The organism is Bacillus sp. FSL K6-2861 (genome assembly GCF_038630725.1).
In the GTDB taxonomy this organism is placed as follows: Bacteria; Bacillota; Bacilli; order Bacillales; family Bacillaceae; genus Bacillus; species Bacillus velezensis.
Window position 1 is genome coordinate 604,748 of the sequence record NZ_CP152037.1, and the last position, 15,253, is coordinate 620,000.

Consider the following 15,253-nt stretch of genomic DNA (forward strand, 5'->3'; position numbering starts at 1 on the left):
CTATTATCTGATAATTGAATTATACTGCATCTCCATTAATGTGTACATTTTGTGAACAATTTCACCTGATGAAAGGCAATAAAGAGAGAGTTGAAGAATTAGGAGAAATGACAGGCAATCTTTTTGTTTTACTGAAGAAACGAAAGGGAAAGTGAAAAATCAAAAAGGCAAAGGAGTTCTTGAAATGAAAGCGAGACTATTTTTATTCAGCATGTTTCTCCTGATCCCCGTTCTGGCGCTTGCCGGATGCAACAGCCAATCTTCAGGAGGAAGCGAAAAAGCGAAAGACAAAGAAACGCACTCTCACGAAGACATGAATCACTCAGGTTCATCCGAGGTGCCGAAAGGTTTAAAGAAGGCCGAAAATCCGACTTATAAAGTCGGCAGTGACGTCATGATTTTAGCTTCTCATATGAAAGGCATGAAAAATGCGCAAGGAACCGTAAAAGGTGCTTATGATACAACGGTTTACAGTGTATCTTACACTCCGGAAACGGGAGGAAAGCGCGTCGAAGATCATAAATGGGTCATTCAGGAAGAGCTGAAGGGCGCCGGGGATAAAACGTTAAAACCGGGTGACAAGGCTGTGATCGAGGCATCCCATATGAAAGGCATGAAGGGCGCCGAAGCCGTTATTGATTCAGCCAAAAAGACAACCGTTTATATGGTCGACTATACACCGACTGACGGCGGCCAAAAAGTAACCAATCATAAATGGGTGACAGAAGACGAGCTCGCTGCCGCAAAATAAAAAGACCGCAAAAGCCGAAGGAACTCCTTTGGCTTTTTTGCGGTCTCACATTTATGCGGATTTTCTTTTCAAAGCGGGTCTCGTTAAAGAGAATACAGCTAACGCGACAGCGATAATGACAATCAAACCGCCGCACCAGGCTGTTGCTGTGACTGAACCGGTTTGTCCGATCACGCCGCCGCCGATGGCTGACCCGAGCGCGATGCCGATCTGCAAAGCGGACGTGTTGAAGCTTTGCTGAATATCGGAAGACTCAGGCGCAATTTTGATTAAATAGCTTTGCTGCGCCGGCGCAAGGCTCCAGCTGAGCAATCCCCAGATCACCATCGCAGGCAGGAAAATGATTAAAGAAACCGTTGTCAGCGGAAGAATAAACAGGATCAGAGCGAAAGAAACGGTCACAAGCATGATGCTTTTAAATGCTCCTAAACGGTCATACAGCCAGCCTCCGAACGGGCCGCCGCATACCGCTGACAGACCGAACAAAAAGTAGCATACACTGACCCAAACGGAACTCAAATGAAGCGTTCTTTCCAAAAAAGGCGCAAAGTAGGCATAGAGTGTGTAATGCCCCGCCAATGTAAACAAGGTGACAAGATGTGCGCTGGCAATTTTGGCGGTCCCGATCGTCTTGATCTGCTCACGAAACGGAATCATTTTTTCGGCAGGTATTTTTTCAAAAAAGACGCTGATAATCAGCATGGAAACGAGAGATAATACGCCGATTCCCAAGAACAGAACGCGCCATCCGAAGGCATTGCTGATGATAATACCGACAGGCACGCCTAAAGCGATTGCGGAGCTGAACCCCATGAAAATGATGCCGATCGCCCGCGCTCTGTATTCAGACGCCACGATTTTAGGAGCAATCGTTAAAGAAAGGACGACAATCAGCCCTGTGCTCATGGAAGCGAGAACCCGTGACACCATAAGTACGGCGAAATTGGGACTGAAATAAGCCACCAGATTACTTAGGAAGAAAATAAACAGTGCGATTAAATAAAGCCGCTTTCGTTCAGCCTTTGCCGTCACTGCCAAAAGCAGCGGGCCGGATACCGCGTAACCGAGCGCAAACACGCTGATCAGCTGCCCCGCGCTGACGATGGATATATCTAAGTCGGAAGCGATTTGCGGAAGAATACCGCCCACAATTAATTCAACTAATCCGACTGCGATGGTAGATGCTGCAAGCAGAAATACTTTGAAATTCATGTACAGATACTCCTTTTTTTATTTTTTAGAAAATAAAAAATCCTGATTACAAAAAGTGTACGGGACAATTTTTGTAATCAGGATTTTACGGTTCCTGGTAGACACCCTCAAACCATATCATTGAGGTTATACAATGTATGCAATATTCGGTTGTGTCCGTTTCTGCAAAAAATTCTACCATAATAGTGAGGGAGATTCCATAGAAAATTCGAGGAAATCCTTTCAATTTCAATTTCGGCGGCTGTAACGTCATTGATGAAGCAGGGAAAAAAATTTATGATAACCGTAAGGAGTCTATACAGATCAAACATTATACAGCCGGAGGAAACCGATGAATAAGTACGAAAAAATCGCCAACGAAATGAGAAAGAGGATTAAAAGCAGTGTATATGACATAGATCAGCCGATCCCGGATGAAAAGACGCTCGCTGCGGAGTTCGGGTGCAGCCGGATGACGATGAAGCGGGCGCTTGATACACTTGCGGCTGAAGGAATGCTTTTCAGAAAAAGAGGGCACGGCACGTTTATCATTCAATCAGCCATGCAGGATGAGCACGTTCACGTAGTCAGCAACGAAATTCTCGGCCTGAGCAATTTGTTAAAAGACAAAGATATCAAGAGCAAGGTCATCCGGTTTGAAGTGCAGTTTCCGTCTCAAGATGTCGCCGCGCATTTGGCCATCGATGAAAAGACTCCCGTCTATTATGTAGTGAGGCTCAGAATTGTTGAAGGCGAACCGTACGTTCTTGAAAAAACGTACATGCCGGCGAGCCTTATACCCGGCATTAATGACGAGGTGCTCAACCATTCCATCTACGATCATATTACGCGGGAACTCCAGCTCAAAATCGCAGGCTCACACAGAAAAATCAGAGCGTGCAAGTCGGATGATATGGATCAGCAATATCTCGGCTGCCGGTCGGATGACCCGATACTTGAAGTCGAGCATGTAGGCTTTTTGGACAACGGCACTCCCTTTGAATATTCATTTTCCCGCCACCGTCATGACAAGTTTGTCGTGACCTCAGTCAATATAAAACGTTCATAAAAACGCCGAAGAGTGAGAGAAAAACTCACTCTTTTTTTGTTGCCGCTGATTTACATCTTCGCTTCTTTTATGTTATATTACCCAATGATAGAATCATCCTACAAATTTCAGAGGTGTTTTGATGGAGATATCCAAAACAAGCAGACTGTCGCTCGTAGAACAAGTGGTGGCGCAAATTGAATGGTTAATTCAATCGGATAAATGGCCGGTCGGGACGCGCATTCCCCCTGAGCTGGATTTAATGAAGCAATTTGATGTGAGCCGAAACACATTGCGTGAGGCCATTCGGGCGCTCGTACATGCCGGCCTGCTTCAGACAAGGCAGGGGAGCGGTACGTATGTCAGCTCATCCAGTGTTCTCGGCGCGGCATTTTACCGCCATATTAAAAAATCAAATTTGCTTGAAACATTAGAAGTCAGATACGCACTCGAAAGAGAAGCTGCGCGATTGGCGGCGGAAAGGCGTAATGACGAAGACCTGAAAGCACTGAAGGCATGCTTGGATGAATGTGAAGCGGCCTTGCAAAATGAAGATCGAAAACGATATGCCGAGGCTGACATTAAACTGCACAAAACCATTGTACAGGCAGCCCATAACAACATGCTTTCTGATCTTTACGAGCATATGACGGAGGCGCTTTGTGCGTCAGTCCATAACCTGTTGGAAATCACCCCTGCTATACGGATCCACACCCAGCTTGCCGCCGCGATTATTGGACAGAAGCCGGATCAGGCCATGGAGGCCGTCAACCAATACATCACAGTATTTAAAGATACAATACACATGGAGGATGAACATGAAAATTAAAGACGAACATCAAATTCTGCAAGCAAGTCAGCGTAAAAAACTGATATTGCTGGTCATCGGAGTCATATTGATAGGGGCCAACCTCAGAGCGCCTCTGACATCGGTCGGGCCGCTCGTTTCCTCAATTCGGGACAGCCTCGGCATGACCAATGCGGCTGCCGGCACCATTACGACAGTGCCGCTTTTGGCCTTTGCATGTCTGTCGCCGTTTGTTCCTTTATTGTCGCGGCGCTTCGGGACCGAGATTGTGTTACTGTCATCATTAATTGTCCTGACAGCCGGAACTCTGCTGCGCTCCATCGCCGGAATCGGCACTCTCTTTTTCGGAACGATTCTGTTGGGATTGTCGATCGCCGTATGCAACGTCCTGCTGCCGAGTCTCATTAAACATAAGTTTCCTGGAAATTTAGGCATCATGACCGGCGTCTACTCGGTTTCTATGAATCTGTGCGGCGCGATTGCATCCGGCATCAGCGTGCCGATCGCCTCTTCAGCGGGGTTAGGCTGGAAAGGCGCGCTCGGCTGCTGGGCTATCCTTTCTTTCATTGCGTTTGTCATGTGGATTCCGCAAATGCGAGGACGCGAACTGCCTATCCGCACGACTGGGACAAACGGAGAGAAGAAAAGCAGTCTGCTGCGGTCTCCGCTGGCTTGGAAGGTGACGATGTTCATGGGGCTGCAATCCCTTATTTTTTACACCGTCATCGCTTGGCTGCCGGAAATTCTTCAGCAGAATGGTCTCAGCTCAAGTAAGGCGGGATGGATGCTTTCATTAATGCAATTCTCAGTCCTGCCGATTACTTTTATCGTGCCGATCGCTGCCGCTAAAATGAAAAATCAGCGCGCACTCGCCGGACTGACAGCTTTATTTTTCCTTATCGGCATTGCCGGCGTTCTTTTCGGAAGCCCGGCTCTCACTCCGCTATGGGTCATTTTGATCGGAATTGCGGGAGGATGTGCGTTCAGCTTGGCGATGATGTTCTTCAGCCTGCGGACACGGCATGTTCATGAAGCCGCGGCGCTTTCCGGCATGGCTCAGTCATTCGGATACCTGCTTGCCGCGTTCGGGCCGCTCGTATTCGGTTTGCTGCATGACATCACGCACGGCTGGACGGTTCCGTTATTCATGCTGATCGCAGTCTCCGTTCTGATTTTTATTTTCGGAGTCGGAGCGGGAAAAGCAGAACAGATCAAAACAGCATAAAAAAACAAAGGGCCCGTTTAGGGTCCTTTGTTTTTTATTTGAAAAGCTGTCTCAGGCCGTCACGCTGTCAGTTTTAAGCCGATGACACCGATGAGGATAAGCCCCAGAGACACCAATTGTGACAGGTTGAATTTTTCTTTAAACCAAAGTATGCCCACGGCCGAAACGCCGATGCTTCCCATGCCGGTCCAAGCGGCATACGCGACACCTGTGGGAAGAACCTGCATCGCTCCGGAAAGGCAAAAGAATGAAAGCATAAAGCCTGTTACCATGACAATCAGCGGCCACTTTTTTTTAAAACCGTCAATATGTTTCATGGCAACGGCCGCTACAACTTCCTCCGCTCCGGCAATAAATAACAGCAGCCATGCCATTAATGTTCACCCCTTGTTTCAGTTTCTTTCGTAAATACCTTCATTCCTAAAATGCCGGACAACAGCAAAGCCAAAAAGAATATTTGCCCGATTGAAAACGATTCGCCTAAAATGACGCCCGTTACATATGTGCCGACGGTGCCTATTCCGACAAAAACGGTATATGCGGCAGCCATTGGAATTTTTTTATAAGAGCGGATCAGCATCAGAAAGCTGACGGCAATCAGAAGGAAAATACCAATCCAATCAAAGAGCGAATCCGCGTGCTTCAGGGCGGACGCCCAAACTACTTCTAACAGTCCGGCTATCAATACAAGCAGCCAATACATGATACAGTCACCTCAGTTATGAATGAATGTCAGTCATTTTTATGGCGGTCAAAAATGATCGGTCTCCGCCAATCATTTCTGCAAGCTTCTTTTGAGAAAGCTGAATATTTCTTTTTTATATACTTCGAGATCGACATCCTGTTCACAGCCGATATAAAACCGTTCAGCCGCGTTCTCGACAACGTTGATAATCGTTCTGGCCGTCCATCTGACATGAATGCCGCTGTGGACCTCACCCTGTTCAATGGCCGTATTGATCACGCCTTCCAGCCAGGAATAATAAGGCTGATAAATGGCTTCCCATTTCTCCATTGAATGATCGATGGCAAGACCGGAATAACAGAGAACGATAATATCTTTATGAAGCCGGGTGATGTGAAATGTCTCATCTACCAAAATGTCCAGCAACGTCCAAAAATCTTCAGAACCGTCCGTTTTCCCTTTTATTCTGTCCAGCGTAGTGTCGAGCAGGTTTTCTGCAATCGCGGATATCAGTGCGTTTTTAGAAGAAAAATATAAGTAAAACGTACCTTGGGCCGTTCCGGCTTTTTTGACGATTTCTGAAATGGATGCTTTGTCTAATCCTTTTTCAGAAATGACTTCAATCGCGGCTTGCAGGATCTTTTCGTATTTTCCCGAGCTTTGTTTTGCCAATAGAGGGGTTCCTCCTTTTATGAATGACTGTCATTCATTTTATCGCATGTTCTCTTTTTTGTCATCCCTTAAAATAAAAATACCGGAAAGAAGACCATACTTCTTTCCGGTATTCGTCATTTGTCACTGTCGATCATAGCCTTCGGCAGACCCGTATATTTTGCCCAGTAATAAATACCGAGCGAACCGATGGCGATCAGAATCAGGTCAAGCGGATTGCTGATAATGCCCAATCCGTGGCCGAACGAGCCGAGATAGGAGAAAATCAGCATCATGACATAAAAGCCGACGATCCACCATGCTGATTTCAGCTGCTGGCGTATGCTGACATCATCTTTGGGAGCATATTTACTGAAACAGAGATAGATCAGAAACATGACAATTTGAGAACCGAGAAGCCAGGATACGGTGCGCCATCCGGACCAATATACAATATAAGAGGTAAAAATAAACGACAGCGGCCCGATGATGCTCATCCCTTTTAAATAAAACGGTCTGTTAATATTCTTCGCGTTGACTCTCAGCGCCGCAGAAGAAATCGGCGCAATCGCATAAGACAGAATCAATGCGACGGAGCATACGTTGACAAGAGCGTTCCAAGAAGGGAACGGAAGCGTCCAAAAAACAGCCAGACCGAACGAAAGCCAAAGGGAGGCGCGCGGTGTCCCGGTTTCTTTATTGACTTTAGAAAAAATGCTGAATAATGTTCCGTTTCTGGCCCAGGCATAGACGAGACGTGAAGTCGTATTCATAAAGATATTTCCGTTACCGCCCGGTGATAAAATCGCATCTAAAATGACCAATGTCGCCAGCCACCCCAAACCTAGCAAAACGGCGATATCTTTGAACGGAAGGGAGAATTCAGTCCCGATAGCCGGCCATCCGTGCTTCAGGGTATCCGCCGGGATCGCCCCGATAAAAGTGAGCTGCAGCACGGTGTAAATAATAGTAGAAACGATAATACAGACAATCAATGCGATCGGAATGTTCCGCTTCGGATTCTGCACTTCACTCGCGACAGCCACAATCGGATGCAGCCCAAGATATGCAAACATGACGCCGCCTGTGGAAATCGCGGCCTGAATTCCGGTGAAACCAAAAGGCGAGAATCCGTGAACGGTCATATTGCCCGGGTGAAAATGAAAAATCAGTACCACAATTACCGTAATCGGTACGACATATTTAAAAATCGAAATAATGAAGTTTGCTTTCGCAAAGGTTTTGACACTCCAGTAATTGAGGAGGAAGAACAGGCAGAGCAGCGCAAATTGCAATATCCACCCGGCAATTGTCGGAGAATCGGAGCCTTTTACGGTCAAACCGGGAAACCAATACGCCACGTATTGGCGGACTGCCGTGACTTCTATAGAAATAAGACTCGTGTATGCCACAATGGTGACAAAGGAAATTAAATATCCGACGAGGTGTCCGTGTGAATATACGGGATAACGGATAATTCCCCCGGTCCGCGGCAGCGCGGCGCCCAGTTCCGCATAAACCAAGCCGATCAATAAGATGATTCCCCCGCCGATCAGCCAGGAAAAAACGCCTGATGGGCCCGCTTTAGAGGCGACGTTACTGACGGCAAACAGCCATGCCGAACCGAATATGGCTCCCATGCCGATTAAAATAAGATCAAAAAGTGACATAGTTTTCTGGAAGTTTCCTTGCTTAGACATTCGCTGCCTCCTTAGAAAAGACATTGTTCTCTTTACATAATTCCCATTATCATTCAAACATACCCAGCCGGCCGGCTGGAAAATTAGGACAACTTTCGAAACGAAGTATGTACAGCAATGTGCTCACATTATAATAACGGCCGTATGGCAAGATCTCCCGGCTTATATTCCCCGTTTTAAACACATTCAAACCTCATATTCAGAAAAACAAAAAACGCCCGAAACAGGCGTTTTTTGTTACAAGTTCATATCTTTCAGTCCGGGGCTGTGCTCATTCGGAAGCTCAGGAAGTTCCGGCACGGGGAAACCTTTAGGAGGCTCGGACACACTTAATTCGCCGCCGTTTCGGCTCGGCGTCGTTCCCTGCAGAATTTCTCCGATCCGTGTCGGATCCAGTCTGAAATTAAATTGAGTATTATGATAACCCATCTCAACGAATTTCCGGCATTCCGGGTATTTTTCAATATCATAATTCGGCACGGGAAATAATTTGCCCCATTCGACACCCAGTGTTTCCAACGCTTTTGTAAATGCATTTTGATGGGCGTTGTCACGAACAATCAGAAAACCGAGTGTTTCTCTGAACGTCTGATTTGAACTCATTTCATAAATGCGTGTCTTTTGCAGCACGCCGGTTGATTCCAGCACGACATTGTCCAATAAATCGGAAATCAGATTCCCGTGGTTGTATACCCAAGACCCGTTCCATGGATTGCCGCCGGCGTCTACAGGAAGAGAACTTTGCGCTCCGATGATAAAATGGTGCGGATTGGCGTGTTTAACTGCTTCGTCAAGCGGCGCCTGATCTGCCGCCTGATTTCCGGGGCCCTCAGCGCCGCTTTCGTCGAGCAGCGCATTGATCGTATGCTGGACAAGCTCAACGTGTGCGATCTCTTCTAAAAATACACCGCGAAGCAGGTCACGGAACTGTTTTTCTTTTCCTCTGAAATTAGAGCTTTGGAAAAAGTATTGCATCATCGTCCGCATTTCTCCGTAGTGCCCGCCTAAAATTTCCTGAAGCACCTTGGCCGCGGCCGGGTCCGGCTTGTCCGGTTTAATGATATTGATCAGCTCTTCTTTGTAATAATACATAAACAGCGCCCCCTGAAAGAAGTTTTCGGTTCTTCTGTTAGTGTCTTTGCAAAGTCAGTTTTTATGTATCGGCATCAAAAAAAGGACGGAAAGCGTGTCCGTCCTTTTGTGTTAAGCCTCAACCGCTCCGCGAAGTTTCGTGTTGACAAGCCCGTTCCATCCTTGATCCATCGTACTGTGAATCTCGGAGCTTTTCCGATTGACTTTATTGATGACGGCTTCCGGCTCTTTCCATCCGCCGTGAATGAGAGTGAATTCCGTATCTCCGCTTTCCGTTTCCTTTAAGACAAAAGAAACGATCCAGCCTTCCGTATCCCACGAAAAAGAAAGGCGGTACGGCGCTTCAATATCCAGCAGCTTGCACGGAGACGGACCGAACGGAGATTCCAGCTGAAACTCACTGTCTTCTTGAGGTGTGAAATCATTCGGCATAAACCAGAGAGACAGGCCGTCCGCAGTGGAGACCGTATCCCAGACAACTTGTATCGGCGCCTTGAAAACGGCGGTATGAATAATGTCCGGTAATGGCTGATTGCTGCTGTTGTTGTTTTTGTTATCTTTGTTTTGTTTATCAGACATGATGCGTAACCACTCTTTCGCTGTTTTTACTTTTGATCATACTACACGGGGCAGGACATTTGAAAACAAATCAAACTTATTTTATGCTTTTCCAAAGCCATTCAATTCATTTTAAGGAGACGTAGTGATGACAGATCAATTTAAAGCGTTAGTAGTCGATCAACGTGAAGACCGGTTTTCAGTCAGCGTACGGGAGCTGGCGGTTCAGGACCTTCCCGAGGGTGAAGTGCTGATTAAGGTTTGCTACTCAGGGGTGAATTATAAAGACAGCTTGGCTGCCATTCCTGACGGCAAGATCGTAACGTCGTACCCTTTCGTGCCGGGAATTGATTTAGCAGGAATCGTCGTTTCCTCAGATGACGCCCGTTTCAAAGAGGGGGATAAAGTCATTGCGACAAGCTACGGCATAGGTGTTTCCCGCTTTGGCGGTTATAGCGGGATGGCCCGCATTCCGGCAGATTGGATCGTGCCGCTGCCTGAAGGTCTGACACTTAAAGAAGCCATGACGATCGGAACCGCCGGCTTCACTGCCGCATTGTCCGTCCAGCGTCTTGAAGAAAACCATGCCGCTCCTGAAAAAGGGAAGGTGCTGGTGACAGGAGCGACAGGCGGCGTCGGAAGCTTTGCCGTCTCCATTCTTTCAACCTTAGGTTACGAGGTCGAGGCCAGTACGGGAAAAGAAGACGAAAGCGGCTATTTGAAGAGCCTCGGAGCAAAGACGGTCATTCACCGTGACGAAGTGTATAACGGCACGTTAAAACCAATGCAAAAACAAAAATGGGCAGCGGCCGTCGATCCGGTCGGAGGTGAGCCGCTTGCTTCAGTTCTCAGCCAGATTCAGTACGGCGGATCAGTTGCTGTGAGCGGACTGACAGCGGGAACGAAACTCCCGGCTACAGTCTTTCCGTTTATATTGCGCGGCGTCAGTCTCTTGGGAATCGATTCCGTATTCTGTCCGATGGAGACAAGAAAGAAAACATGGCAGCGTTTAGCTGATGACTTCAAGCCTGCAGATCTGGAGGCCTTTATTCAAAAGGAAATTACACTTGAAGAGCTGCCGGATACGCTTCCTGCTCTTTTAAAAGGAGAAGCGAGAGGAAGAACGATCGTTACAATAAACGAAGAATAAATCAAAAACCCCCAACTGCTGATTGGGGGTTTTCACTATATAATCAATTATTTATCAAAAAGAGATTAACTATTGATCATATAGTGAAAATGAGTTGATTAAAAACATAAATTGATTACATATAGGTAATATAAAGGTAAGTTATAAAATTTTATGAAATATTCATTGACTGAAAGCGCTTTTAAAATTATGATAATAACATAAATTTCAATAATATCATTATAACTTCACTACAAAGTAACTATAAAATAACAATTTGACGAGAGGGGAGAGTGGATAATCACTATAAATGATAACGCTTTCAGATTATTTTCTTCTTATATAACTGTTTTGGACGGTCAGAACTTGTATGCAGACGTTATAGGTGCAAATATTGATAACTGAATATTCTGAAATTATCTCTGTGTAAAAACTAGGAGGATTTGAAGATGAATAAAAATAGCAGCCAGCATTCATTTTTGAGAACCATCATTTTAGTATCGACGTTCGGGGGTCTACTTTTCGGCTACGATACAGGTGTAATTAATGGGGCGCTGCCGTTTATGGCGGAAGCTGACCAGCTTAATCTTACCGCTTTGACTGAAGGGATGGTGGCGAGCTCCCTGCTCTTGGGGGCTGCGATCGGAGCAGTTTTCGGAGGGAGATTGTCGGACTATAACGGCAGACGTAAAAATATCCTTATCCTTGCCGTTTTGTTCTTTGCAGCGACGCTTGGATGTACACTGGCGCCTAACGTATCTGTTATGGTCATCTCCCGTTTTCTGCTGGGGCTTGCCGTCGGGGGAGCATCCGTAACCGTTCCGGCGTATTTGGCTGAAATGTCGCCGGCGGAAAGCCGAGGGAGAATGGTTACTCAAAATGAATTGATGATTGTAACAGGCCAGCTGCTTGCCTTCACGTGTAATGCTATCATCGGCAATGTGCTTGGTGATACCTCTCACGCCTGGCGCTATATGCTCGTTATCGCAGCCCTTCCGGCGGTATTCTTGTTTTTCGGTATGCTGAAAGTTCCTGAAAGTCCGCGCTGGCTGGTTTCTAAAGGAAGAAAAGAAGATGCTCTGCACGTTCTCCGGCGAATAAGGAGTGAAGAGAAAGCGAAGTCTGAGCTCGCTGAGATTGAATCTGCCTTTCATAAGGAAGCTGAGATGGAGCAGGCCGCCTTTAAGGATCTTGCCGTTCCGTGGGTGCGCCGCATTGTGTTTATCGGGATCGGAATTGCGGTAGTGCAGCAGCTCACCGGCGTGAATTCAATTATGTATTATGGAACTCAAATTTTAAAAGATGCCGGTTTCGAGACAAAAGCCGCATTAATCGGCAATATCGCTAACGGTGTGATTTCGGTGCTCGCGACTTTTGTGGGAATATGGCTTCTCGGCAAAGTCGGCCGCCGCCCGATGCTGATGACGGGGCTGATCGGAACGACTGCGGTGCTGCTTTTGATCGGAGTTCTGTCTGTTGTGCTGAAAGGATCGCCCGCTCTTCCTTATGTGGTTCTTTCATTAACAGTCACTTTCCTTGCGTTTCAGCAGGGGGCTGTCTCTCCGGTGACCTGGCTGATGCTGTCGGAGATATTCCCGCTTCGATTGCGGGGACTTGGTATGGGGGTCACTGTCTTCTGCCTCTGGATCGTGAACTTCCTTGTGGGTTTCACTTTTCCGGTCCTGCTCGCAAACATCGGATTGTCTGCAACCTTCTTCATTTTTGTCTTGTTAGGGATAGCGTCCGTTATATTTGTGAAAAGGTTCCTTCCGGAAACGAAAGGTCTGTCGCTCGAACAGCTTGAACAAAACTTCCGTGCTTATGAAAAAACAGATCGTAATAGCGCGGAAGCCAAGGTGAGCGGGTAATCTGAATAGACGCGGGGTTCCTAGGAATCCTGCTTTTTTATTTATTATATAGAAGGGAATAACAAGTGAGAAAAAAGTTTCGTAAAAGTGTTGACCTAATTTAAAGTGCGTGGTATATTATTAAACGTCGCTGATGAACAAAGCGAAAACGACAAATGAGAAAATGATCTTTTAAAAAAAGACTTTACAAATTCTCAAAAGCGTGTATAATGAATGAGGTCGAGAAAAAGACTTCGAAAAGAAATAAAAAAACACTTGACATCATAACTGATTGGTAGTATGATAGTTAAGTCGCCTGATAAGCGCCCGTAGCTCAATTGGATAGAGCGTTTGACTACGGATCAAAAGGTTAGGGGTTCGACTCCTCTCGGGCGCGCCAATTCAAACGCGGGTGTAGTTTAGTGGTAAAACCTCAGCCTTCCAAGCTGATGTCGTGAGTTCGATTCTCATCACCCGCTCCATTATAATGATCTTTGAAAACTAAACAAGACAAAACGTACCTGTTAATTCAAAGTTTTAAATAAATCGCACAGCGATGTGCGTAGTCAGTCAAACTACTTTATCGGAGAGTTTGATCCTGGCTCAGGACGAACGCTGGCGGCGTGCCTAATACATGCAAGTCGAGCGGACAGATGGGAGCTTGCTCCCTGATGTTAGCGGCGGACGGGTGAGTAACACGTGGGTAACCTGCCTGTAAGACTGGGATAACTCCGGGAAACCGGGGCTAATACCGGATGGTTGTTTGAACCGCATGGTTCAGACATAAAAGGTGGCTTCGGCTACCACTTACAGATGGACCCGCGGCGCATTAGCTAGTTGGTGAGGTAACGGCTCACCAAGGCGACGATGCGTAGCCGACCTGAGAGGGTGATCGGCCACACTGGGACTGAGACACGGCCCAGACTCCTACGGGAGGCAGCAGTAGGGAATCTTCCGCAATGGACGAAAGTCTGACGGAGCAACGCCGCGTGAGTGATGAAGGTTTTCGGATCGTAAAGCTCTGTTGTTAGGGAAGAACAAGTGCCGTTCAAATAGGGCGGCACCTTGACGGTACCTAACCAGAAAGCCACGGCTAACTACGTGCCAGCAGCCGCGGTAATACGTAGGTGGCAAGCGTTGTCCGGAATTATTGGGCGTAAAGGGCTCGCAGGCGGTTTCTTAAGTCTGATGTGAAAGCCCCCGGCTCAACCGGGGAGGGTCATTGGAAACTGGGGAACTTGAGTGCAGAAGAGGAGAGTGGAATTCCACGTGTAGCGGTGAAATGCGTAGAGATGTGGAGGAACACCAGTGGCGAAGGCGACTCTCTGGTCTGTAACTGACGCTGAGGAGCGAAAGCGTGGGGAGCGAACAGGATTAGATACCCTGGTAGTCCACGCCGTAAACGATGAGTGCTAAGTGTTAGGGGGTTTCCGCCCCTTAGTGCTGCAGCTAACGCATTAAGCACTCCGCCTGGGGAGTACGGTCGCAAGACTGAAACTCAAAGGAATTGACGGGGGCCCGCACAAGCGGTGGAGCATGTGGTTTAATTCGAAGCAACGCGAAGAACCTTACCAGGTCTTGACATCCTCTGACAATCCTAGAGATAGGACGTCCCCTTCGGGGGCAGAGTGACAGGTGGTGCATGGTTGTCGTCAGCTCGTGTCGTGAGATGTTGGGTTAAGTCCCGCAACGAGCGCAACCCTTGATCTTAGTTGCCAGCATTCAGTTGGGCACTCTAAGGTGACTGCCGGTGACAAACCGGAGGAAGGTGGGGATGACGTCAAATCATCATGCCCCTTATGACCTGGGCTACACACGTGCTACAATGGACAGAACAAAGGGCAGCGAAACCGCGAGGTTAAGCCAATCCCACAAATCTGTTCTCAGTTCGGATCGCAGTCTGCAACTCGACTGCGTGAAGCTGGAATCGCTAGTAATCGCGGATCAGCATGCCGCGGTGAATACGTTCCCGGGCCTTGTACACACCGCCCGTCACACCACGAGAGTTTGTAACACCCGAAGTCGGTGAGGTAACCTTTATGGAGCCAGCCGCCGAAGGTGGGACAGATGATTGGGGTGAAGTCGTAACAAGGTAGCCGTATCGGAAGGTGCGGCTGGATCACCTCCTTTCTAAGGATTTTAACGGAATATAAGACCTTGGGTCTTATAAACAGAACGTTCCCTGTCTTGTTTAGTTTTGAAGGATCATTCGATTCTTCGAGATGTTGTTCTTTGAAAACTAGATAACAGAAGTAATTCACATTCAATTAGTAATGCAAGATATCACGTAGTGATTCTTTTTAACGGTTAAGTTAGAAAGGGCGCACGGTGGATGCCTTGGCACTAGGAGCCGATGAAGGACGGGACGAACACCGATATGCTTCGGGGAGCTGTAAGCAAGCTTTGATCCGGAGATTTCCGAATGGGGAAACCCACCACTCGTAATGGAGTGGTATCCATATCTGAATACATAGGATATGAGAAGGCAGACCCGGGGAACTGAAACATCTAAGTACCCGGAGGAAGAGAAAGCAAATGCGATTCCCTGAGTAGCGGCGAGCGAAACGG

At 47.3% G+C, this 15,253-nt stretch carries 13 protein-coding genes, 2 tRNA genes, 2 rRNA genes and 1 riboswitch (1 of these 18 only partly in view); of the genes, 10 read left to right on the plus strand and 7 right to left on the minus strand.

All coding sequences use genetic code 11. The features are described from left to right. The first annotated feature begins 184 nt into the window (after window positions 1–184). Entirely contained in the window at window positions 185–751 is a 567-nt protein-coding gene (locus tag NYE62_RS03015; RefSeq protein WP_007409300.1) for a YdhK family protein, read from the plus strand. 51 nt (window positions 752–802) lie between these two features. On the opposite strand, the gene NYE62_RS03020 is transcribed toward NYE62_RS03015, so the two are convergent. Next, a complete protein-coding gene (locus NYE62_RS03020; protein ID WP_144664553.1) occupies window positions 803–1,963 on the minus strand; it encodes an MFS transporter in 1,161 nt (386 codons plus the stop codon). Window positions 1,964–2,017: 54 nt separating this feature from the next. Continuing rightward, window positions 2,018–2,117: riboswitch (purine riboswitch) on the minus strand. A 177-nt stretch (window positions 2,118–2,294) separates the two neighbouring features. Between NYE62_RS03020 and NYE62_RS03025 the strand changes: the two genes are divergently transcribed. The 3 genes from NYE62_RS03025 to NYE62_RS03035 all read left to right on the plus strand — a co-directional run bounded on the left by NYE62_RS03025 (window position 2,295) and on the right by NYE62_RS03035 (window position 5,023). Continuing rightward, window positions 2,295–3,011, plus strand: coding sequence for a GntR family transcriptional regulator (locus NYE62_RS03025; protein ID WP_040238468.1), 717 nt, complete (start codon window positions 2,295–2,297; stop codon window positions 3,009–3,011). 121 nt (window positions 3,012–3,132) lie between these two features. Further along, window positions 3,133–3,819 carry a FadR/GntR family transcriptional regulator gene (locus tag NYE62_RS03030; RefSeq protein ID WP_040238466.1) on the plus strand — a complete coding sequence of 229 codons (687 nt, stop codon included), beginning with the start codon at window positions 3,133–3,135 and terminating at the stop codon, window positions 3,817–3,819. Further along, window positions 3,809–5,023: an MFS transporter gene (locus tag NYE62_RS03035; protein ID WP_040238464.1), complete on the plus strand. Its 1,215-nt coding sequence runs from the start codon at window positions 3,809–3,811 to the stop codon at window positions 5,021–5,023. The genes NYE62_RS03030 and NYE62_RS03035 overlap by 11 nt, the downstream gene beginning before the upstream one ends. Window positions 5,024–5,082: 59 nt before the next feature. Here the strand turns inward: NYE62_RS03035 and NYE62_RS03040 are convergent, their stop codons facing one another. The 6 genes from NYE62_RS03040 to NYE62_RS03065 all read right to left on the minus strand — a co-directional run bounded on the left by NYE62_RS03040 (window position 5,083) and on the right by NYE62_RS03065 (window position 9,730). Beyond that, on the minus strand, window positions 5,083–5,397 hold the full coding sequence (locus tag NYE62_RS03040; RefSeq protein WP_003156024.1) for a multidrug efflux SMR transporter: 315 nt from the start codon (window positions 5,395–5,397) through the stop codon (window positions 5,083–5,085). Then, window positions 5,397–5,726 carry a multidrug efflux SMR transporter gene (locus NYE62_RS03045; protein WP_003156023.1) on the minus strand — a complete coding sequence of 110 codons (330 nt, stop codon included), beginning with the start codon at window positions 5,724–5,726 and terminating at the stop codon, window positions 5,397–5,399. Before NYE62_RS03045 ends, NYE62_RS03040 begins: the two co-directional genes overlap by 1 nt. A 72-nt stretch (window positions 5,727–5,798) precedes the next feature. Beyond that, entirely contained in the window at window positions 5,799–6,380 is a 582-nt protein-coding gene (locus tag NYE62_RS03050; RefSeq protein ID WP_007409294.1) for a TetR family transcriptional regulator, read from the minus strand. 116 nt (window positions 6,381–6,496) lie between these two features. Continuing rightward, window positions 6,497–8,059: an APC family permease gene (locus tag NYE62_RS03055; RefSeq protein ID WP_015239284.1), complete on the minus strand. Its 1,563-nt coding sequence runs from the start codon at window positions 8,057–8,059 to the stop codon at window positions 6,497–6,499. 237 nt (window positions 8,060–8,296) lie between these two features. After that, window positions 8,297–9,151: a manganese catalase family protein gene (locus tag NYE62_RS03060; protein ID WP_007409292.1), complete on the minus strand. Its 855-nt coding sequence runs from the start codon at window positions 9,149–9,151 to the stop codon at window positions 8,297–8,299. Between the two features lie 111 nt (window positions 9,152–9,262). Further along, on the minus strand, window positions 9,263–9,730 hold the full coding sequence (locus tag NYE62_RS03065; protein ID WP_020955414.1) for an SRPBCC domain-containing protein: 468 nt from the start codon (window positions 9,728–9,730) through the stop codon (window positions 9,263–9,265). 127 nt (window positions 9,731–9,857) lie between these two features. On the opposite strand from NYE62_RS03065, the gene NYE62_RS03070 reads away from it, so the two are divergent. The 6 genes from NYE62_RS03070 to NYE62_RS03095 all read left to right on the plus strand — a co-directional run. After that, the gene (locus NYE62_RS03070) at window positions 9,858–10,859 is read left to right on the plus strand and encodes an acryloyl-CoA reductase (protein ID WP_007409291.1); all 1,002 of its coding nucleotides are present in this window, start codon (window positions 9,858–9,860) and stop codon (window positions 10,857–10,859) included. A gap of 428 nt (window positions 10,860–11,287) precedes the next feature. Beyond that, window positions 11,288–12,706 carry a sugar porter family MFS transporter gene (locus tag NYE62_RS03075; RefSeq protein ID WP_342497223.1) on the plus strand — a complete coding sequence of 473 codons (1,419 nt, stop codon included), beginning with the start codon at window positions 11,288–11,290 and terminating at the stop codon, window positions 12,704–12,706. 302 nt (window positions 12,707–13,008) lie between these two features. After that, window positions 13,009–13,085 (plus strand) — tRNA-Arg (locus NYE62_RS03080). Window positions 13,086–13,093: 8 nt separating this feature from the next. Beyond that, a tRNA-Gly gene (locus NYE62_RS03085) sits at window positions 13,094–13,167 on the plus strand. Between the two features lie 98 nt (window positions 13,168–13,265). Then, window positions 13,266–14,815, plus strand: a 16S ribosomal RNA gene (locus tag NYE62_RS03090). Between the two features lie 175 nt (window positions 14,816–14,990). After that, window positions 14,991–15,253 (plus strand): 23S ribosomal RNA (locus NYE62_RS03095); it runs 2,667 nt beyond the window's last position. Together the 16S and 23S rRNA genes with 2 tRNA genes alongside form the textbook arrangement of a ribosomal RNA operon.

Excerpts from the sequence above, each read along its gene's own strand:
- NYE62_RS03015 (WP_007409300.1), top strand. The coding sequence starts at position 185 with ATGAAAGCGAGACTATTTTTATTCAGCATGTTTCTCCTGATCCCCGTT.
- NYE62_RS03020 (WP_144664553.1), bottom strand. The coding sequence starts at position 1,963 with ATGAATTTCAAAGTATTTCTGCTTGCAGCATCTACCATCGCAGTCGGA.
- NYE62_RS03025 (WP_040238468.1), top strand. The coding sequence starts at position 2,295 with ATGAATAAGTACGAAAAAATCGCCAACGAAATGAGAAAGAGGATTAAA.
- NYE62_RS03030 (WP_040238466.1), top strand. The coding sequence starts at position 3,133 with ATGGAGATATCCAAAACAAGCAGACTGTCGCTCGTAGAACAAGTGGTG.
- NYE62_RS03035 (WP_040238464.1), top strand. The coding sequence starts at position 3,809 with ATGAAAATTAAAGACGAACATCAAATTCTGCAAGCAAGTCAGCGTAAA.
- NYE62_RS03040 (WP_003156024.1), bottom strand. The coding sequence starts at position 5,397 with ATGGCATGGCTGCTGTTATTTATTGCCGGAGCGGAGGAAGTTGTAGCG.
- NYE62_RS03045 (WP_003156023.1), bottom strand. The coding sequence starts at position 5,726 with ATGTATTGGCTGCTTGTATTGATAGCCGGACTGTTAGAAGTAGTTTGG.
- NYE62_RS03055 (WP_015239284.1), bottom strand. The coding sequence starts at position 8,059 with ATGTCTAAGCAAGGAAACTTCCAGAAAACTATGTCACTTTTTGATCTT.
- NYE62_RS03060 (WP_007409292.1), bottom strand. The coding sequence starts at position 9,151 with ATGTATTATTACAAAGAAGAGCTGATCAATATCATTAAACCGGACAAG.
- NYE62_RS03065 (WP_020955414.1), bottom strand. The coding sequence starts at position 9,730 with ATGTCTGATAAACAAAACAAAGATAACAAAAACAACAACAGCAGCAAT.
- NYE62_RS03070 (WP_007409291.1), top strand. The coding sequence starts at position 9,858 with ATGACAGATCAATTTAAAGCGTTAGTAGTCGATCAACGTGAAGACCGG.
- NYE62_RS03075 (WP_342497223.1), top strand. The coding sequence starts at position 11,288 with ATGAATAAAAATAGCAGCCAGCATTCATTTTTGAGAACCATCATTTTA.